The organism is Nonomuraea sp. NPDC049655 (assembly GCF_044465465.1).
In the GTDB taxonomy this organism is placed as follows: Bacteria; Actinomycetota; Actinomycetes; order Streptosporangiales; family Streptosporangiaceae; genus Nonomuraea.
Map to the genome: position 1 here is coordinate 1 of NZ_JBITLS010000003.1, position 19,118 is coordinate 19,118.

The window sequence follows — 19,118 nt, forward strand, 5'->3', positions numbered from 1 at the left end:
CTGGGGTTTTTATTACGTTACACCGTGTGCACCGTATTCATGGTCCCCCCCCCACCCCCCCCCCCCCCGGTCCCCCCCGGCGGCCCCCCCCGGGGGGGGGGGGCCGGCGGGGGGCCCCCCCCCGCCCGCGTCCTGACCACATCCGGAAAGGCCCACACCCATGACCGCCATCGACGCCGGGTCGCCGGACGCGGCCCAGGACCCCTCACCGGTCCGGGGCTGGTCCGCGATCCTCGCCGTCACGCTGGGCATCTTCGCCCTGATGACGTCCGAACTGCTGCCCGTCGGACTGCTCACCCCCATCGGCACCGCCCTCGACCTGTCCGAGGGCACCACCGCGCTCATGGTCACCGTGCCCGGGCTGGTCGCCGCCGTCGCGGCGCCGCTGGTCACTGTGGCCACCGCCCGGATCGACCGCCGCCTGGTGCTGGTCGTGCTGATCGGCATCGTGGGCGCGGCCAACCTCGCTTCCGCCTTCGCCACCAGCTTCGCCGTCGTCCTGCTGGCCCGTTTCTTGATCGGCATCAGTGTCGGCGGCTTCTGGTCCCTGGCCGGCGGCATCGCCCTGCGCCTGGTGCCCGAACGCCACGTGGCCCGCGCCACCGCGGTCGTCTTCGGCGGCGTCGAAACCGCCTCCGTGCTCGGCGTGCCCGCCGGCACCCTGACCGGTGACCTCGCCGGCTGGCGCACCGCGTTCGCCGCCGTCGGCGTGCTCGGCCTGATCTCGCTGGCCTGCATGGTCATCGTGATGCCGAAGGTGGCGCCGCAGCGCACCCTCACGTTCGCGGACCTGCCGCGCGTGCTGCGCACCCACCGCGCCGTACGCACCGGCCTCGCCATGACCTTCCTGGCCATCACCGGGCACTTCACCGCCTACACCTTCCTGCGGCCCATCCTCCACGACGACGGCGTCGCCGACGGCATGATCAGCGTGCTGCTGCTCGTCTTCGGCGTCGCCGGCATCTGCGGCAACTTCCTCGCCGGCGCCCTGGTCACCACGCGCCTGCGGCAGACCGTGTGCGGCATCGGCCTGCTGCTCACCGCCGCCATGGCCGCCGTCGCGATCGGCAGCCACGACGTCCGGTCCGCGGCTGCGATCCTGGTCGTCTGGGGACTGGCGTACGGCGCCGTCCCGGTCACCTTCCAGACCTGGATGCTCAACGCCGCCCCTACCGCCACCGAGGCCGCGTCCTCCCTGTACGTCTCGACGTTCAACCTGTCCATCGCCCTCGGCGCCTTCGTCGGCGGCCTGGCGGTCGATGCCGCCGGGCCGGTGAGTGTGCTGTGGATCGGCGGCGCCCTGGCCGTTCTGGTGCCGCCGCTCGTCACCGTCGCGGGCCGCCGGACATGACGACCTCGCCGCACGAGTGGTGTTGAGGTGTGTCATCAGCTCTCGAATAGTCGCGCGAGCTGCGCCGGACACCGTGACAAGGCGGCTCGGCACCACCCGCTCAGCACGTCTGCTCGACCACATCCACGCCGACATCCGACAGCACGGCACCCCTGAGGAGGTCGCCGAACTCGACGCCGCCGAGAGCAGTGACGAGCTCCAGCATGAGAGGCGCACGGAGGTCGTCAGATTGCATGATGGTCTTCGCAGTGCTCGGCGAGCCGGCCCCCGGCGTCGTCGGCCCGGATCCGGTCGCTCGACTCGAACCGCGTGCTGCACCGGAGCGGTCGTCGGGATGTCCGGCCGTGCCGCACTCGCGCTTGCCGGCGTCGGACCGGGACCGCGACTCGGCGAAGATCCATCACCGCCGGACAGTCCGGCGGGAGGGGGAGGGTCAGGGGCGGAGGCCGGTGAAGAGGTCTTCCTCGTGGTCGGGGGCGTTGACCTTGTTCAGCTTCCGTTCGAAGGCCTCGTGGGAGAACGCCTGGTGCTGGGCCTCGTCGGGCATGCGGAGGAGGAAGATGTTCTCGCCCTGGCTCTCGTGGGACTTGAGGGCCTTGAGCTTGCGCTCGACGTAGGGGGTGACGTCGACGACGGCGTTGACCCGCTCGTCGGGGGTGCCGAAGTCGTCGGACGGCTCGAAGCCGCCCAGGTCGACGCCGCTGTCGCGCATCAGCTCGAACATGCGCTTGATCGCCGCCCGGGGGATCGCCGTGTAGTAGAACTTGTCGGGGATGCCGGTCGCCTCGACGGCGGCCACCGTGATGCGGTGGGCCTGCACGTGGTCGGGGTGGCCGTAACCGCCGCCTCCGGTCTCGTCGTAGGTGATGACCACCTGCGGGCGGTAGCGCTCCATCAGCTCGCCCAGCCTGGCGGCGGCCACCTCGACCGGCACGTTGGCGAACGCGTCCGGGTGGTGGTTGGTGTCCCAGCCGTCCATGCCGGAGTCGCGGTAGCCGAGCAGCTCCAGGTGGTCGATGCCCAGGTGCGCGACGGACTCGCGCAGCTCGGCCAGCCGCCGCTCGGCCACCCTGGCGGCGTCGTGCCCCTCCTCGCCTGGTTTGACGCCGCCCGTGTCGTCACCCTGCTCGCCGTTGGTGCAGGTGACCAGCACGGTGCGGATGCCCTCGTCGGTGTAGCGGGCGAGGACGCCGCCGGTGCTCAGGCACTCGTCGTCGGGGTGGGCGTGGACGACCATCAAGGTGAGTTCCCGATCCATGAAGGGAACCCTACTCGGCGCGTGCGACACTTCCGGCCGCGCGTCCCGCGGCGACCGCGGCGGAGCGGCCGGGTTCGCGGCGACCGCGGCGTCTTCAAGGAGGAGTGGGAGAGGCGACCGGCGGGTCAGGCGCCGGCGATCAGCGTCGCGGCCTTCCGGCGGGCGACGGCGGCGGCCGCGCGGTCGCCCAGCCCGTCGGCCACCGCCGCCTGCTTGAGCCAGTTGAACGGGCTGCACGGCCGCACGCCGATCCGCTCGCTCACCAGCGCCCGCGCCAGCTCGTGCCGCCCGCCCCGCAGCGCCGCCTCCAGCAGCGTCTTCTGCACGGCGTCCCGCTGGGCGTGGCTGCCGCCGAACTCGCCGACCCGGTGCCGGATCGGGTGCAGCAGGTCGACCACCGCCGCGAAGTCGCCCCGCCCGTACGCCACCAGGGCCCGGCACACCGGCAACCCCACCCGCAGCGTCATCGCGACGTTGGTGACCGCCGGACGGCACTCCAGCGTGTACGCCTCCCGCGAGGCGATCAGCTTCTCCGCCTCCCCGATCCGCCCGGCCCCGACGTACGACATGACCGCGTGCACGTCGTTGAAGGCGTAGAACGGCTCGGCCACCAGCGGCGGCCACGCCTCGGCCAGGGCCTGCCAGCGTTCGTGCTGGTCGGAGCCCTCCAGCAGGAGCCGCCAGAGCAGCGCGGCGGCGTCCAGCAGCTCCATGGACGTGCGCCCGCCGGCCAGCGCCGCGTCGTGCACCTCCAGCGCCCGCCGCGTGTCGCCGCTCTCCAGCGCGTAGAGGGCGTAGTGCCACCAGGTGTGGACGTTGAAGAACGTGCCGGTGGACCAGTCGTCCAGGCGGGCGTCGAGGTAGCGCACGCCCTCGCCGAAGCGGCCCTGCATCTCGTAGGTGTGCACGACCGCGTGGATGCCCCACACGTCGCGCGGATTGAGCTCGACGGCGCGCAGGCCGACCTGCTCCGAGCGGTCGTAGTGGCCGGCCTCCTCCAGGCCGAAGGCGTACATGCCGAGCAGGTGGCCGAAGTGCCGGTCGTCCTCGTGCCAGGCGGTGAGCGCGCCGCCGATCCGGTCGCGCAGCGAACGGGCGTCGCCGGTGAAGAAGTCGAGCTGGTGCCCGACGGCCAGGGCCAGCGCGTCGCGCGGGTGGGCGACGGCGATCTCGGCGAGCAGCGCGCCGCAGGCGGTCAGGTCGCCGTCGAGCAGCGCCTGGACGGCCGCCACGTGCGCGCGCTCGCGCGGCAGCAGCGACGACTCGTCGGCCCGGCGGCGGAAGGACGCGAACCGGGCGCGCGCGGCACGGGCGCCGGCCGCCTCGGTGGTCAGCAGGTCGAGGTAGGCGGCCAGCACGTTGCCCATCGGGAAACCGGGGGAGTCGGCCAGCGCGGCGGCCGTCTCGGCGCCGACCTCGGCCCGGAAGTGCAGCAGCTCGTCGATCGCCCGGTCGTAGTGGCGCGCGGCGGCGGCGCTCGCGCCGGACATGGCCAGGCCGTGCTGGTCGGTGGTCACCCGGCCACTGTAACCGCGCGACCGTCGGCGGCTCAGGGTAACGGCACGCCGGCCTCGGAGCTCATTCGCATCCGTACGACCCAACAAGACCCTTGTCCGAATAAGTCGCCAGACGTAATGTTTGTGGCCGAACAAGGTGAAGGAGAGCCATGCGTCTGGAAGACGTCGACCTCGCCGACCCCGGCCGGTTCACCGACGGAGTGACCCCCTGGCGCATGTTCGACGTGCTGCGCGCGCAGTCGCCCGTCCACTGGCAGGACGAGCACGGGCACGGCAGAGGCTTCTGGGCGGTCACCAGGCACGCCGACATCGTGGCCGTCGGCCGCGACCCGGAGACGTTCACCTCCGAGGGCTTCACCAACCTGGAGGAGGTGGACGAGCGGCAGGCCGCGATCCGGCGTTCCCCGCTGGAGACCGACGGCCCCCGCCACCACGCGCTGCGGCGGCTGCTGCTGCGCGACTTCTCGGCCAGGGCGGTGGCCGGCTACGAGGTGTTCCTGCGCGGCCTGACCGCCACGACCCTGGACGCCGCCCTGCCCAAGGGCGAGTTCGACTTCGTCAAGGAGGTCGCCGCCGACTTCCCGATCAACGTGCTGGCCCGCATGCTCGACGTGCCCGACACCCAGCGGCTCATCGACTGGGGCAACCAGATCATCGAGAACACCGACCCGGAGCGGCTGCGCGAGAGCGAGGAGTTCAAGGACCTGCCCTTCCGCAGCCCGGCCTCCCTGGAGGTCTTCGAGTACGGCCGCGAGCTGGCCGCCCGCCGCCGCGGCGGCCACGGCACGGACCTGGTCAGCAGGCTCGTCAACCAGGAGCCCGTGGACGGCCTGCCGCTGTCGGACCGCGACTTCGACAACTACTTCCTGCTGCTGGTCGTGGCCGGCAACGAGACGACCAGGCACGCCGTCTCGCACGCCATGCTCGCCCTCATGGAGCACCCCGCACAGCTCGACCGGCTGCGCGCCGACCCGGCGCTGATGCCCCGGGCCGTGGACGAGTTCCTGCGCTGGGCCTCGCCCGTCTACCACTTCCGCCGCACCGCCACCCGCGACGTCACCCTGCACGGCCGCCGCGTCGCCGCCGGCGACAAGGTCGTCATGTGGTACGCCTCGGGCAACAGGGACGAGCGCGTCTTCCCCGACCCGTACCGGTTCGACGTGGGCCGGGACGCCGACGAGCACCTGACGTTCGGCAGGGGCGGGCCGCACTACTGCCTCGGCGGCGCGCTGGCCAGGCTGGAGATCCGGGTGCTGTTCGAGGAGCTGCTGCCGCGCCTGTCGTCGATCGAGCTCGCCGGCGAGGTGCGCAGGGTCCGCTCGAACTTCGTCAACGGCATCAAGGAGCTGCCGGTCAGATGCTCTCCAGGTGCTCCATGACGCGCCTGAGCGAGCCGGCCAGCTCGCGCCGCTGATCGCTGTCGAGCTCCTTGACCACGAACGCCTCCTGCCGGTTGAACTCCGGGAACAGCTCGCGCATCAGCCGCTCGCCGGTCGCGGTGAGCGCCAGCATGACCCGGCGGCCGTCCGTGGGATGCGGGAAGCGGCGCAGGTGACGGTAGGACTCCAGGGTCTTGACCACGCCCGTGAGCGTGCCCTTGGAGATGCCCGCCTCGGCGGCGACGTGGCGGGTCTCGCTCTCGCCCCAGATCCACACCACCCACATCACCACGAACCCCGTCCAGGTCAGGCCGGTGTCGCGCAGGACGGTCTGCTCCAGGTGATTGCGGATGGCCGAGGAGGCCCGGTAGACGTTCGACACCGCCCACATGGCCTCGAAGTCGATGTTGAGGTCGCCCAGCCGCTGGCCGATGGCCTCCTCGGTCTGGCGCAGCGTGTGGTGTCCCGTCATGGCACGAAAGTATATTCGGTACCTAACAATCTTCACGTTCGCCGCTCACGAACGGGACCAAACGACCCGGCCGCCGAACACCGTCAGGTCCACCGGCGCGGCCACGACGTCGTCGTCCGCCGTCGCCGCGCTGACGCACAGGTCGGCGACCTTGCCCGGGGTGAGCGTGCCCTTCCAGCCCTCGGCGAAGTCCTGCCGCGCTCCGGCGATCGTATAGGTGGCCAGGGCCTCGGCGAGCGAGACGCCCTCGCCGTCGCGGTCGACCAGCGCCGCCACGCCCGCCCGCCAGTCCGGCGCGGTCACCGGCGCGTCGGAGCTGCACGCGGTCAGCACGCCCGCGTCGATCGCCGAGCGGGCCGGCCACTCCTGCTCGGCCGCCCGCGCGCCGAACAGCTCGCGCGTGGTGCCCGACTCCACGCGCTGCAGCACCGGCTGGAGGTTGATCCCGTAGCCCAGCTCGCCGAGCGTGGCCAGCGCCTGCTTCGAGGCGAACTGGCCGTGGATCACGTAGTGGCGGGGGTCGGCCCTCGGGTGCTCGCGGGAGATCGCGGCCAGCGCGTCCACGACGGCGTCCACGCCCCGGCTGCCCACCACGTGCACGCCCGCCTGCAGGCCGGCCACGTGCACCAGGCGCAGGATCTCGTCCAGCTCGGCGACCCGCTCGGCGTCCGTGCCGCCGTGCGTGCACAGCGAGCCGTGCCCGCCCGACGGGTACGCCTCCCGCATCCAGGCCGTCTCCGACGGCGGGATCCCGTCGGCGAACACCTTCACGCCCAGCAGCCGGACCAGCCGCTCGTCCACGCCGTCCAGGTCGTCCGGCAGGCGGTCGAGGTAGGCGGCGGTGTCGGCGACCGAGGCGCCCGACATCGGGCTCGGCAGGCCCAGCACGCTCACCCGCGCGGTCAGCTCGCCGGCCCGGGCGAGCTCCGCGTACGCGCCCAGCACCCCCGGCCCCATGCCGCCCGCGAACGCCTCCCCGCCGCCCGGCCCGAGGCCCGGCTCGGTGAAGCTGGTGATCCCGGCCCGGTTCAGCTCGGCCACCACCTCGCGCAGCACCCGCGTCAGCCCGCCGGGCGGCGGCGGCACCAGGCGCTGGACGAGGCCCTGGTCCCCGTGGTGCAACAGGCCGTCGCCGTCGTCGGGCAACCCGGCCAGCCGGAGCGCGGCGGAGTTCGCCCACGTCGTGTGGCCGGAGAAGTCCTGGAGGAGGACGGGATGGTGGGGGGCGACGTCGTCCAGGTCCGTCCTCGACGGCGACCGGCCCTCGGCCAGCCGGCCGGGGTTCCAGCCGATCCCGCGCACCCACTCGCCGGGCCCGGCCGCGCGTACCGCGGCGGCGACCCGCTCCCGCACCTCGGCGATCGACCCCACCGCGACGTCCACGCAGAACGGCGGGCGGGTCAGGCCGTAGCCGCAGGCGTGCAGGTGGGAGTCGTTGATCCCGGGCAGCAGCACGCGGCCCCGCAGGTCCACCACCTCGGCCGCGCTCCAGCCGGCGGCGTCGCCGACGTGCGCGATCACGCCGTCGCGCACCGCCACGCCGGTCGCGTACGGCCGCGCCGGGTCCATGGTGAGCACCCGCCCGTTGACCAGCAAAAGATCCGCGTTCGTCATGAATCATCTCCCAAATAGGCGCGCCTGAGCGCGGCATCCGACTCGCGCAGCGGCGCGGGGTCGCCGCCGTAGGTGATCGCGCCGTGGGCCAGCACGTACGCGCTGTCGGCCAGGGCCAGGGCGGCGTGCGCGAACTGCTCGACCAGCAGCACCGCGCAGCCCTCGTCGGCCAGCCGCCGGATCACCGGCAGCAGCCGGCGCACGACGCCCGGGGCCAGGCCGAGCGACATCTCGTCGAGCAGCAGCGCCGCGGGACCGGTCCCGATGGCCCTGGCCAGCACCAGCATCTGCTGCTCGCCGCCGGACAGCAGCCCGGCCCGCACGTCGAGCCGCCGCTCCAGCTCGGGGAACAGCTCCAGCGCGCGCCCAGGGTCGCCGGCCAGGGCCAGGTTCTCGCGCGTGGTGAGCGTGGCGAACACGGCCCGTCCCTGCTCCACGTGCGCCAGGCCGTGCCGGGCCCGGTGGGTGCGCGGCCGGCCGGTCAGCGTGGTCCCGCCGAGGACGATCTCGCCCCCGGCGGCGGGCAGCACGCCCGAGACCGCTTCCAGCAGCGTGGTCTTGCCCGCGCCGTTCGGGCCGAGCAGCACGGTGACCTGCCCGCGCGCGGCGGTCAGCGTCACGCCCCTGACCACCGGCTGGCCGCCCCTGGCCACGGTCACGTCCCGCAGCACGAGGTCCATGGGGACGCCTCCCGTCCGCCCGCTCACGCGGCGGGCTCCTGGCCCAGGTAGGCCAGCAGGACGCCGGGCTCGGCGAACACCTCGGCGGGCGGTCCCTGGGCGATGACGCGGCCGAAGTCCAGCACGGTCACGCCCGTGCACGCCGCCCTGACCAGGTCCAGGTCGTGCTCGATGAGCAGGACGGCGGCGCCGTACCGGGCGGGGACCTGCCGCAGCCAGGCGCCCAGCCGTTCGCTCTCGGCGTGCCCGAGGCCGGCGGCGGGCTCGTCCAGCACCGCCACCGCGGGACGGGCCAGCAGCGTCCCGGCCACCTCCAGCAGCCGCCTGCTGCCCACGTCGAGCGCGGCGATCGGGTCGCCGGGCGCCGCCGCCACCAGCCCGGCCAGGCCCTCCGCCAGCTCGGCGTCGCTGAGGGCGCGGCGCGCGGCGAAGCGCAGGTACTCGCGCACCGACAGGCCCACCGGCACCCGGTCCTGCTGGAACGTGCGGCGCAACCCGGCCCTGGCGCGCCGGTGGACCGCCGTGCCGCCCCGGGCCCCGGCGACGGCCACGCCGCCGACCTCGACCAGGCCGCCCCCGGCGGACACGAACCCGCTGATCGCGTCGACCAGGGACGACTTGCCCGCGCCGTTCGGGCCGACCAGCCCGTGCACCTCGCCGGCGAGCACGGTGAGGCCGACGCCGTCCACGGCCACGACCTGGCCGTACCGCACGCTGACGCCCTCGATCCGCAACGCCGGCGGCCGTCCGTCCGGGCCGGGCGCGGGCAGCTCGGGCGCCGCCGCCGCGGCGGGCACGTCCGGCCCGGCGCCGGACCCGCGCGAGCGGCGGGCACGGCGGGCACGGCGGGAGCGCAGGGCGGCGCGTAGGCCGTCGCTCATGCCCGAGCCCTGCGTCATCGCCTGCACCGCGCCCACCGCGAACACGACGTTGGCCCACTGCTGCGGCACGCCGAACCGCCGCAGCAGCTCGCTCACCAGCACGCCCAGCGCCCCACCGATGAGCGCGCCCTCGGCGTGGTGGGCGCCCGCCATCACGGCCACGGCGTAGGCGACCAGCGACTGCCCAGGGTCGAAGTTGCGCGAGACCACCATGGCGAGCTGCCCGGCCAGCAGCGCCCCCGACACGCCCGCGATGAAGGCGCTCACCGCGAAGGCGCTCAGCTTGGCCCCCGGCACGCTGGTGCCGGCCGCCGCCGTGGCCCGTTCGGACTCCTTGAGCGCCCGCCACGACGCCCCGAGCCGGGTCCGCCGCACCACCGCCAGCGCCACCGCCACCAACGCGAAGACGCCGCAGCAGAACAGGAAGAACTGGCGGTCGGAGGTCAGCCCCGCCGGACGGCCCACCACCACGCCCTGGCTGACGCCGGGGAAGGAGTTGGCGGCCATCACGACGTCCACGGTCGCGGCGAAGCCAAGCGTGACGATCGCCAGGTGCACGCCGCGCAGCCGCAGCGCCGGCAGGCCGATGAGCAGCCCGAACGGCACGGCGGCCAGGCCCGCGAGGGGCAGCCAGACGTACAGGCCGCCGGGGACGCCCCAGACGTTGAGCTGGGCGGTGGTCCAGGCGCCGATGGCGGCGAAGGCCATCTGGCACAGCGACACCATCCCGGCCTGCCCGGCCACCACGCCGAGGCTCTGCAGCAGCACCCCGGAGATGACCGCCGACATCGCCAGGAACACCCAGTACGCCGGCAGCCCGGCGGCCAGCCCGTAGGCTCCCGCCGCCATCAGGACGCCCGCGGCCGCCCACCGCGCCACAGGCCCGTCAGCGGGACGCATCCCACACCTCCCGCCGCCGGCTCCACACCAGGATCAGCAGGATGGCCGCGAACGGCACCACGTCCCGGTACTGCTGCACCACCGCCGACCCCGCGAGCACCCCTTCGAGCAGCCCGAGCGCCAGGCCGCCGGCCAGCGCCCCGGCCAGCCGCCGCAGCCCGCCGAGCAGCGCCGCCGCGCAGGCGGGCACGATGAGCATGCTCAGCGACAGGATGTCGCTCGACCGCACGGGCGCCACCACCAGCAGCACCAGCGCCGACAGCGCGCCGGCCAGGGCCCACACGGTCACGGTGAGCGCCCGGGTGCCGATGCCCAGCAGCTCCGTGGTCACCGGCCGCTCGGCCATGGCGCGCAGGCGCAGGCCCAGCGGCGTCCGGGTGAGCAGCAGCCAGGTGCCCGCGCCGATCACCACGGCCAGGGCGAGCAGCACGACCGCGCCCTGCGTCACCACCACCCCGGCCAGCGTGGCGACGCGGCCCGCGGCCGGGTTCGGCAGCACCCGCGGCTCGTCGCCGAAGGCGATGTAGGCCAGCGCGATGATCCCGATGAGCTGCGCGATCGACACCGCGGTACGGGTCTGCGGCCCGCTCTCGGCGAACCACCGCGTCATCACGAACCCGCACCCGGCCGACACCAGCGCCCCCGCCGCCACCCCGGCCAGGGCCGCCGCCCAGTACGGCCACCCCGTCCCGGCGAGCGCGGCCATCACGTACACCCCGGCCACGCCGGTCGCCGCGACGGCCAGGTTCACCGTCGCGGTCAGCCGGTACATGGCGGTGAGCAGGAGGCCGAGGGCGGCGAACGTGCCACCCGCGGCCAGCCCCGAGACCAGGCCCTGGAGCATCAGCCGAGCGTCCCCGGGTAGCGCACCCACTCGCGGGTGACCACGTGCCACGCGCCGCCCCTGAGCTGGACGATCTTGCCGGCCCGGTTGGAGAAGTGCCTGGGGGCCTGCCCGAACTCGTACGGGGTGCCGGTCATCGGGGTCTGGACGGGCTTGAGCGCCTGGAAGGCCGCCGTCACCGACTCCCGGGTGATCGGTCCCTTGATCGTCTTCAGCGTGTCCACGAAGTACGTGGCCGCCAGGTAGCCGCCCTGGCCGAAGGAGGTCAGCGGCACGTTCTTCGAGGTCATGAGCGTGCGCCAGTCCTTCAGCGCGGGCGAGTCGGCCTCGGTGAACGGCTCGAACTCGGCGTTGGCGTACATGCCGTCCCCGTCGGCGCCCAGGGCCTTGGCGACGGCCTCGGTGTAGGGGGCGGTGGTCATCAGCCAGTCGATCCCGCTGACGCGCTGCTGCTTGACGACCTTCATCCAGGAGATCGCCATCGGCTCGGTGCCGTTGTACAGGACCGCCTGGCAGCCCTCCCGCCGGGCCCGCAGCACGAACGGCGTCGGGTCGGAGTCCGGCTTGACCGTGCGGTCGTCCAGGGTGAGCTTCTTGCCGGTGAGCGCGGTCCAGCTCTTCACGGCCCCGCCGTAGGCGTCGTTGGTGTTGCCGAGGATGGCCAGGAACATGCAGACCTTGTCCCGTTTGAGCACCTCGGAGGCGTAGTAGAGGTTGATCGCCATGTTGAGGTACGGGCCGGTGTTCACCGGGGAGATCGCCGGGGACTCGAAGCAGGTCGGGTCGACGCCGGTGCCCTGGACGGAGACGATCCGCGACTGCTGGTAGAAGGGGGCGTTCACGGCGCAGTCGAGCAGGCTGGCCGAGCCGACCAGCGCCACCACGCCCTGGTTGGTGACCACGTCCCGGGCGGCCTGGGCGGCGGCGGCCGGGTCGCCCTTGTCGTCGGCGCTGACGTACTCGATCTTGTGGCCGTTGACGCCGCCCTGCTCGTTGACCCGGTCGAAGACGGCCTTGGCGGCGGCCGAGGAGTCGGGGAAGGTGACCGCGCCGCTCAGCGAGCTGACGCCGCCCACCTTGACGACGTCGCCGGCGGCCCCGGACGAGGCGGCCGGCGGGTCGTCGGACAGGCCGCACCCGGCGGCCAGCAGCAGGGCGGCGAGCGGGACGGCGAGTGCCCTCATGGGGATCATGGGCGACCTCTCTGCGGATTTTGGAGGGATCGTAAGGTGCCAAACGATTGGGTTCAAGAGCTAGCTTGCTGAAGATCGTTCGGGTATGAATGCAAGATGAAGCAACCGCGCATGCAACTCGTGCTGTCCGAGAACTGGACGATGACCTCGGCCCGCGACCTGCCGGTGCTGGTCCGGTGGGCGCGTGAGGCCGAGGACGCCGGGTTCGACTCGGTCATGATCAGCGAACACCTGGTGCTCGGCCCCGACGCCGGCGCCCGGGGCCGCATGGCCAACCCCCGCGAGTACGCGCTGCCCGGCAACCAGGACCCGTTCACGCCGTGGCCGTACTCGCTGGGCCTGCTGGCGGCCGTCGCCTCGGTCACCACCCGGCTGCGCCTGGCCGCCGCCGCGGTGCTCGCCCCGCTGCGCCACCCGCTGGCGCTGGCCCGCGAGCTCGGCACGCTCGACCTGCTGTCGCAGGGCCGGCTCGTCGTGCTGCCCACCGTGAGCTGGAGCCGCGACGAGTACGCCGCGCTCGGCGTGCCCTTCGAGCGGCGCGGCGAGCTCCTCGACGAGCACCTGGAGATCTGGGAGCTGCTCTGGCGGGACTCGCCGGTCACCTACCACGGCAGGCACTACCGGTTCGACGAGGTGTACTTCGAGCCGAAGGCCTACCGGGAGAGCGGGCCCGCGCTGTGGTTCGGCGGCGCGCGGACGAGCGGCCACCTGCTGCGCCGGATGACCCGCTGGGGCAGCGGGTTCAACCCGCTCGGCTACCCGCCCGCCGAGGACATGAAGGCGCTGGCCGACGGCATGAAGGCGGCCGGTCGGGACATCGGCGAGCTGGAGCTGGCCGGCGGCACGCGGGCCGTCTTCCCCGACGCCGTCTCCTGCGCGCCGCTCGGCCCCGCCCTGGAGCACATCCCGGCCCGGATGGCCGAGGGGTACACCACGTTCTGCATCAAACCGTCGCAGTTCATCGACGACCCGGACGGCGTCGGCGCGTTCTGCCGCGAGGTCATGCGCCGCGTGGGCGAGCTGACCGGCTGAAAACGTCGCGCGGCCGGCCCTCATCCGGCCGCGCGACGGGATCATGGGACGAGCGCCTCCCGGACCAGGGCCGTGTCGGTGAACTGCTCGAACCGGGTGGCCACGCCGTCCGCCAGGTGCCAGACGTGGGTGAAGCGCACCCTCATCGACTTGCCGGTGGCGCGGTAGGTGCCGCTGTAGTGGCCGATCACGACGACCACGTCGCCGCCGTCCACGAACTCCTCCGGCTCGGCCTGGTAGCCGTCCCACTCGCTGCCCAGCTTGGCGAACACCTCCGACAGCACCTGCTGCGGCCCCACGTACGTGCCCGCGTACGGGAAGCCGGCCATCTCCGTCCACCGGGCCTGCGGGCCCAGCAGGGACACGATGCCGTTCACGTCGCCGGCCGCCGAGGCCGCGTAGGAGGCGCGTACGGCGTCGAGATTGTCGCTCATCTGTGTTTCTCCTCAGACCGGTTCCTCACCGGCCGGATAGGTGACCTGACCCAGCGGCTCGATGTGCGCGCCGCCGGGGGAGTGGTGGATCTCGCCCTCGCCCGACAGGCCGAAGAAGGTGCCGACCGTGCGCAGGGCCGTCCAGTCGTAGAGCCAGGTGGCCGCGACCGGGATGCGGAACTCGCGGAAGGTGAACACGTACAGGCCGTCGGCGATCTTCCAGGCGGCGGCGAGATCGACGTCGCCGTGGCCGCGTTGCGCGCCGGCCAGGCACTGCCAGGCGTAGCGCTCGGAGCTGAGGTAGACGTGCTCGTAGAGGTGCTCGGGGCTGTAGCGGTACAGGGCCCGGCGGCCGATCAGCTCGCGGGTCGGCGCGGGCGGCTCGCCGGTGACCTCCCGGCCCTCGATCACGCCGGGGGTGAACGTCTGCGACACCCGCGGCTGCCCCGGGACCGGCTCGGGCGCGATGACCGAGACCACGCGCAGCGCCCGGCCCGTGCTGGTGTGCAGGACGGTGACCGTGTACTCGCGGGGCCGCTCGGCGTGCGCGCGGCCGACGTAGAACAGGTCCTCGCGCATGGCCACGGCCTCGTACGGCTCGGCGGGGCCGCCGTCGGCGTGCAGCTTGTAACGACCGGCGAAGGCCAGGGACGTCTTGCTGCCGTCGTCGAAGGTGAGGTCCACCTGGGTGCCCGCGAGCGCGTACGTGGCCGGAAGGCGGTTCGTGGCGATCCCGGGCGCGAAATCGTCCATGTTCTTCCAACCGGCAGGGCGATCGGTCATGGCCGCTCCTTCCTCCACGAATTCGTCTATGAAATCATATAGCTTCCCGTTGCAAAGGAGTAGGCGATGAGGCTCAAGGGAAAGGTCGCGCTGATCACCGGGGCGGGCACCGGCATCGGCGCGGCGACCGCCCGCAGGTTCGCCGCCGAGGGCGCCTCGGTCATGCTGACCGGCCGCCGTCCCGGGCCGCTGGCCGAGGTGGCCGCGGACCTCGGCGACGCGGCGGCCGTGGCCTGCGCGGACATGTCCGACACCGGCCAGGCGCGGGCGGCGGTCGAGGCGTGCCTGGGCCGCTTCGGCGGGCTCGACGTGGTGGTGGCCAACGCGGGCGGCCACGGGGGCGGGCCGGTCGGCGAGACCGACGACGCGTCCTGGCGGCTCAGCCTCGACGCCAACCTCAACACCTGCTTCGTGACCTGCCGGGAGGCGCTGCCGGCGCTGGTGCGGTCGAAGGGGGCGATCGTGGTCGTGTCGTCGATCGCGGGCCTGGCCGCCGGCCCGGCCGTATCCGGATATGTCACGACGAAACACGCGCTCATCGGCCTGACCCGCTCGATCGCCCGCGACTACGGGCCCCAGGGCGTCCGGGCCAACTGCCTGTGCCCCGGCTGGGTGCGCACGCCGATGGCCGACGAGGAGATGGACGTGCTGGTCGGCCGGGACGGCATCACCCGCGACGCGGCGTACGAGCTGGTCACCAAGGACGTGCCGCTGCGCCGCCCGGCCACCGCCGACGAGATCGCCGCGATCTGCCTGTTCCTCGCCTCGCCGGACAGTGCCGTCATGACCGGCAGCGTGGTCGTGGCCGACGGCGGCGCCACCGCCGTTGACCTGCCCACCCTCGCCTTCGACTGATCGCCGACGCCTAGGACCCCGTTTCCCGGGCAAAGGGGAGTTCTTCCGCAAACCCCCAGGAGGAACGGTGAGCACCGCACAGAGCGCGGGCCGCGAAGCCATGGACGCGGGCCGCGAGGCCAAGAACGCGGCCCGCAGAGCAGCGGACAGCCCGGCGATGACCACGCTGGCCCGCATCGGGCTGGCCTGCCGCGGCGTGCTGTACGCGCTGATCGGAGTGCTGGCGTTGCAGATCGCCTTCGGCGACGGCTCCCGCCAGGCCGACAAGTCCGGAGCCATCACCACCATCGCCGGACTGCCCTTCGGCCAGGTGCTGCTGTGGATCATGACGGTCGGCTTCGCCGGGCTGGCGTTGTGGCAGGCGTCGGAGGCGCTGTTCAGTCACCGCAAGGCGAGTGACCGCGCGCAGTCGGCCTTCCGCACCGGCGTGTACGTCCTGATCTGCGTGACTTTGCTGAGCGTGCTGCTGGCCGGCCAGGCCAAGTCCGACGACAAGCAGTCGCAGAACCTGACGAGCAAGCTGCTCGACCTGCCCGGCGGCCAGATCATCGTCGGCCTGATCGGGCTCGGCATCGTCGCCCTCGGCGTCTACTGGATCCACGAGGGCGTCACCAAGAAGTTCGAGCGCGAACTCGACCTCGGCCGCATGTCGCCCAAGTCCCGCAAGGTGATGGAACGGCTGGGCCAGGCCGGCTACATCGCCCGCGGCGTGATCACCGGCGGCGCCGGCGTCTTCGTCGGCTACGCGGCGGTCACCTTCGACCCCGACAAGGCGGGCGGCATCGACGCCACCCTGCGGCGCTTCGCCGACACGCCGGTGGGGCCGTGGCTGCTCGCGGTGGTGGCCCTCGGGCTGCTGCTGTTCGCGGGCTACTGCTTCGGCGAGTCCCGCTGGCGCCGCACCTGAGGCCGTCCCGGCGGCGAACTGGCGGCGGGTCCCCGGCACGGGGGCCCGCCGCTTCGTGTGCGCCCCGGTCAGGAGGGGACCGCCGCTTCGTGCGTGCGCCCGGTCAGGAGGGGCGTCCGGCGACCACCGCGCGGCCCATCGCCGGGTCGTCGCAGAACGCGCCGTCGATGCCCAGCTCGATGAGCCTGGCCAGCCAGCCGGCCACGTCGCCGGTGGCCCGCCCGTAGACCGGGCTGGCCGGGTTCCCCCTGCGGTGGTCGGCGGGCAGCTGGGAGTTCTCGTTGCGGATCGTCCACACGTGCACCTCCAGCCGCCTGCGGTGGGCGTCCTGGACCAGCGTGGTCGGGGGCAGCGTCGCGCCCGCGGCGTCCACCGGGACCACCCGGCGGGTGTCCACGCCGATCCCGGCGGCGTACCGGGCCACCTCGCGCAGCCCGTCGGGGGTCACCATGTCGTCGTAGGTGCGGGTGCTGCCGGCGGCGACCCAGTCGTAGGGCGCGCCCCCCGAGGTGATGAGCTGGATGAGCGGCAGCCGCGTCCGTCCGCGCAGCTCGCGCAGGTTCGCCGTCTCGAAGGACTGGATGTACGCCTTGCGCACGTGGTACCGGTTCAGCACCTCCAGCAGCGGCTCCTCCAGCGACAGGCCGATCGAGTCGAAGTACGTCGGGTGCTTGGTCTCGGGATAGACCCCGACGCCGTGCCGCTGCGCCAGCTGGACGACCTCCTCGAACGTGGGGATCTCGGCCAGCCCGTCGAAGGCGGTGTTGTCCGGCCGCAGGTCGGGCACGCGTTCCTTGGCCCGCAGCGTCTTCAGCTCGGCCAGCGTGAAGTCCTCGGTGAACCAGCCGGTGACCGGCCGGCCGTCCACGGCCTTGGTGGCCCGCCGATCGGCGAACTCGGGGTGGGCGGCCACGTCGGTCGTGCCGGAGATCTCGTTCTCGTGCCGGGCGACCAGCACGTGGTCCTTGGTGGAGACCAGGTCGGGCTCGATGTAGTCGGCGCCCATGGCGATGGCCGCCTCGTAGGACAGCAGCGTGTGCTCGGGCCGGTGGGCGCTCGCGCCCCGGTGACCGATCACGACGGGGGCCTGGCCGCGGCGCTCGGCCGTGGCGGATGGCGTCTGGGTCAGCACGACAGCGACCGTACCGCCGGCCAGGACGGCGGCCAGCACGCTCGCGAACAACCTGCGCGTCGTCATGCGGGCACGGTAGACCGCCGAGGTGGCCCGGACGTTACGCCCGGGCGCACAGTGCAGAACGGTGCAGGACGTGGCGGGACGGGTTCAGCCGAGGCCGAAGCGGGGGATCGGCAGGTCCTCGGTGGCGACGTGCACGATGTGCGCCTCGGTGTAGACGTCGATGCTGTGCCGGCCGCCCTCCCTGCCCAGGCCGCTGGCCTTCACGCCGCCGAAGGGCGTGCGCAGGTCGCGGATGTTCTGGGAGTTGATCCACAGCATGCCGGCCTCGACGGACTGGGCAAGGCGGTGGGCGCGGCGCAGGTCGCTGGTCCACACGTAGGCGGCCAGGCCGTACCGGGTGGCGTTGGCCAGCTCCAGGGCCTCCCTCTCGGTGGCGAAGGGGGTGACGCAGACGACCGGGCCGAAGATCTCCTCCTGGAAGATGCGCATCGCGGGCGTCACGTCGGCGAAGACCGTGGCGGCCAGGAAGTTGCCCTCGGGCAGGCCGTCCGGGCGGCCGCCGCCGGCCACCAGGCGGGCCCCCTCCTCGACGCCGGCTCGTACGTACTCCATGACCCGCTCGTAGTGCTCGGGGTGGATGAGCGCGCCCAGCTCGGTCGCCAGGTCGTGCGGCGGGCCGACGCGCACCCGCGCGGCGCGCTCGGCGAGCCGGGCCACGAACTCCTCGTAGACGGTGTCCTGGACGAGCACCCGCGAGCTGGCGGTGCAGCGCTCGCCGTTGAGCGAGAAGACGCCGAAGACGGCCGCGTCGAGCGCCCGTTCCAGGTCGGCGTCGTCGAAGACGAGCAGCGGGGACTTGCCGCCCAGCTCCATCGACAACGTCTTGAGGCCGGTGGCGGCGTCGCGCATGATCGTCTGGCCGGTGGTGGTCTCGCCGGTGAAGGAGATCACCGGCACGTCGGGATGGGCCACCAGCGCCGCCCCGGCCCGCTCGCCGATGCCGTGGACGAGGTTGAACACGCCGGTCGGCAGCCCCCCCTCCTCCATGATCTCCGGCAGCAGGCTGGCCGAGAGCGGCGACCACTCGGCCGGCTTGAGCACCACCGGGCAGCCGGCCGCCAGGGCGGGCGCGAGCTTCCAGGTCTCCAGCATGAACGGCGTGTTCCACGGCGTGATCAGCCCGGCCACGCCGACCGGCTTGCGCACGACGTAGTTGAGCTGGGCCGAGCCGACGCGGTAGACGTCCTCGCCCAGGCTGCTGATGACGTCGGCGAAGAAGCGGAAGTTGTGCGCCGCCCGCCGGGCCTGGCCCCTGGCCTGGGTGATGGGCAGGCCGGTGTCGCCGCACTCCAGCTCGGCGATGCGCTCGTCGCGCGCCTCGATGGCCGCCGCGATGCCGCGCAGCACCGCCGCCCGCTCCTCGCCCGGCATCCGCGGCCACGGCCCGTCGGTGAACGCCGTGAGCGCGGCGCGCACGGCCAGGTCGACGTCCTCGGCGTCCCCGGAGGCGACGGTCAGCGCGGGGCGGTTGGTCGCGGGTTCCAGCGAGGTGAACGTCTGGCCGGACACGCTGGGCACGTGGGCCCCGTCGATGTAGTGCTCCAGGTTCAACGGGCGATCTCCTTGCACTGGGACGGCGGCCCCCCGGCCACGGGTGCGATCGATCCCCTGTCGGACGTGCGGCCGGACCGCCCTGTCATGGCACTCCTCCTCCGCCCCGCCACGATGACTGCCCAGGTGGAAGGCCCAGCGGAAGGCCCCTCGCAACCCCGTCAAATCGTATAGGACATCGTCGATGATACATGGGGAACCTATGGACAGAAATATCTGATGTCGTACATGATTTGTCCATCGGGGCTGGACGCACGGCGCTTCGAGGA

Annotated in this window: 17 protein-coding genes; 5 read left to right on the top strand and 12 right to left on the bottom strand. The window is 73.2% G+C overall.

Going from position 1 to position 19,118, the window contains the following annotated elements:
* The first annotated feature begins 160 nt into the window (after nucleotides 1–160).
* The gene (locus ACIBQ6_RS09725; RefSeq protein ID WP_397210963.1) at nucleotides 161–1,351 is read left to right on the top strand and encodes an MFS transporter; all 1,191 of its coding nucleotides are present in this window, start codon (nucleotides 161–163) and stop codon (nucleotides 1,349–1,351) included.
* A gap of 433 nt (nucleotides 1,352–1,784) precedes the next feature.
* Here the strand turns inward: ACIBQ6_RS09725 and ACIBQ6_RS09730 are convergent, their stop codons facing one another.
* Together ACIBQ6_RS09730 and ACIBQ6_RS09735 are read right to left on the bottom strand one after the other, a co-directional pair.
* Nucleotides 1,785–2,609 (bottom strand): PIG-L family deacetylase, encoded by an 825-nt coding sequence (locus tag ACIBQ6_RS09730; protein WP_397210965.1) that lies wholly within the window; start codon nucleotides 2,607–2,609, stop codon nucleotides 1,785–1,787.
* A 125-nt stretch (nucleotides 2,610–2,734) separates the two neighbouring features.
* On the bottom strand, nucleotides 2,735–4,126 hold the full coding sequence (locus tag ACIBQ6_RS09735; protein WP_397210967.1) for a tetratricopeptide repeat protein: 1,392 nt from the start codon (nucleotides 4,124–4,126) through the stop codon (nucleotides 2,735–2,737).
* A 149-nt stretch (nucleotides 4,127–4,275) separates the two neighbouring features.
* On the opposite strand from ACIBQ6_RS09735, the gene ACIBQ6_RS09740 reads away from it, so the two are divergent.
* A complete protein-coding gene (locus ACIBQ6_RS09740; protein ID WP_397210969.1) occupies nucleotides 4,276–5,505 on the top strand; it encodes a cytochrome P450 in 1,230 nt (409 codons plus the stop codon).
* On the opposite strand, the gene ACIBQ6_RS09745 is transcribed toward ACIBQ6_RS09740, so the two are convergent.
* Genes ACIBQ6_RS09745 through ACIBQ6_RS09770 form a run of 6 tightly spaced genes read right to left on the bottom strand, consistent with a single transcriptional unit; the run spans nucleotide 5,480 to nucleotide 12,089 of the window.
* Entirely contained in the window at nucleotides 5,480–5,977 is a 498-nt protein-coding gene (locus ACIBQ6_RS09745; RefSeq protein ID WP_352327198.1) for a MarR family winged helix-turn-helix transcriptional regulator, read from the bottom strand. The two genes, ACIBQ6_RS09740 and ACIBQ6_RS09745, sit on opposite strands and share 26 nt — an antisense overlap.
* Nucleotides 5,978–6,022: 45 nt before the next feature.
* Nucleotides 6,023–7,591 (bottom strand): amidohydrolase family protein, encoded by a 1,569-nt coding sequence (locus ACIBQ6_RS09750; protein WP_358286100.1) that lies wholly within the window; start codon nucleotides 7,589–7,591, stop codon nucleotides 6,023–6,025.
* Nucleotides 7,588–8,298 (bottom strand): ABC transporter ATP-binding protein, encoded by a 711-nt coding sequence (locus ACIBQ6_RS09755; RefSeq protein WP_397210971.1) that lies wholly within the window; start codon nucleotides 8,296–8,298, stop codon nucleotides 7,588–7,590. Before ACIBQ6_RS09755 ends, ACIBQ6_RS09750 begins: the two co-directional genes overlap by 4 nt.
* Nucleotides 8,295–10,052 (bottom strand): ATP-binding cassette domain-containing protein, encoded by a 1,758-nt coding sequence (locus ACIBQ6_RS09760; RefSeq protein WP_397210973.1) that lies wholly within the window; start codon nucleotides 10,050–10,052, stop codon nucleotides 8,295–8,297. Before ACIBQ6_RS09760 ends, ACIBQ6_RS09755 begins: the two co-directional genes overlap by 4 nt.
* Nucleotides 10,039–10,896: a branched-chain amino acid ABC transporter permease gene (locus ACIBQ6_RS09765; RefSeq protein ID WP_397210975.1), complete on the bottom strand. Its 858-nt coding sequence runs from the start codon at nucleotides 10,894–10,896 to the stop codon at nucleotides 10,039–10,041. Before ACIBQ6_RS09765 ends, ACIBQ6_RS09760 begins: the two co-directional genes overlap by 14 nt.
* On the bottom strand, nucleotides 10,896–12,089 hold the full coding sequence (locus tag ACIBQ6_RS09770; RefSeq protein WP_397210977.1) for an ABC transporter substrate-binding protein: 1,194 nt from the start codon (nucleotides 12,087–12,089) through the stop codon (nucleotides 10,896–10,898). Before ACIBQ6_RS09770 ends, ACIBQ6_RS09765 begins: the two co-directional genes overlap by 1 nt.
* A 96-nt stretch (nucleotides 12,090–12,185) precedes the next feature.
* On the opposite strand from ACIBQ6_RS09770, the gene ACIBQ6_RS09775 reads away from it, so the two are divergent.
* Entirely contained in the window at nucleotides 12,186–13,121 is a 936-nt protein-coding gene (locus tag ACIBQ6_RS09775) for a TIGR03619 family F420-dependent LLM class oxidoreductase (protein WP_358286110.1), read from the top strand.
* Between the two features lie 41 nt (nucleotides 13,122–13,162).
* On the opposite strand, the gene ACIBQ6_RS09780 is transcribed toward ACIBQ6_RS09775, so the two are convergent.
* Nucleotides 13,163–13,555, bottom strand: coding sequence for a nuclear transport factor 2 family protein (locus ACIBQ6_RS09780; protein WP_358286112.1), 393 nt, complete (start codon nucleotides 13,553–13,555; stop codon nucleotides 13,163–13,165).
* Between the two features lie 12 nt (nucleotides 13,556–13,567).
* Nucleotides 13,568–14,338, bottom strand: a complete 771-nt coding sequence (locus ACIBQ6_RS09785) for a MoaF C-terminal domain-containing protein (protein WP_397210979.1) — start codon at nucleotides 14,336–14,338, stop codon at nucleotides 13,568–13,570.
* A gap of 66 nt (nucleotides 14,339–14,404) precedes the next feature.
* On the opposite strand from ACIBQ6_RS09785, the gene ACIBQ6_RS09790 reads away from it, so the two are divergent.
* On the top strand, nucleotides 14,405–15,193 hold the full coding sequence (locus ACIBQ6_RS09790) for an SDR family NAD(P)-dependent oxidoreductase (protein ID WP_352351301.1): 789 nt from the start codon (nucleotides 14,405–14,407) through the stop codon (nucleotides 15,191–15,193).
* A 67-nt stretch (nucleotides 15,194–15,260) separates the two neighbouring features.
* Complete coding sequence (locus ACIBQ6_RS09795; RefSeq protein WP_358286116.1) at nucleotides 15,261–16,100, top strand: DUF1206 domain-containing protein; 840 nt, start codon at nucleotides 15,261–15,263, stop codon at nucleotides 16,098–16,100.
* A gap of 103 nt (nucleotides 16,101–16,203) precedes the next feature.
* Here the strand turns inward: ACIBQ6_RS09795 and ACIBQ6_RS09800 are convergent, their stop codons facing one another.
* Nucleotides 16,204–17,298: a glycerophosphodiester phosphodiesterase gene (locus ACIBQ6_RS09800; RefSeq protein ID WP_397210982.1), complete on the bottom strand. Its 1,095-nt coding sequence runs from the start codon at nucleotides 17,296–17,298 to the stop codon at nucleotides 16,204–16,206.
* Between the two features lie 84 nt (nucleotides 17,299–17,382).
* A complete protein-coding gene (gene hpaE, locus ACIBQ6_RS09805) occupies nucleotides 17,383–18,849 on the bottom strand; it encodes a 5-carboxymethyl-2-hydroxymuconate semialdehyde dehydrogenase (protein ID WP_397210984.1) in 1,467 nt (488 codons plus the stop codon).
* Between the last annotated feature and the right edge of the window lie 269 nt (nucleotides 18,850–19,118).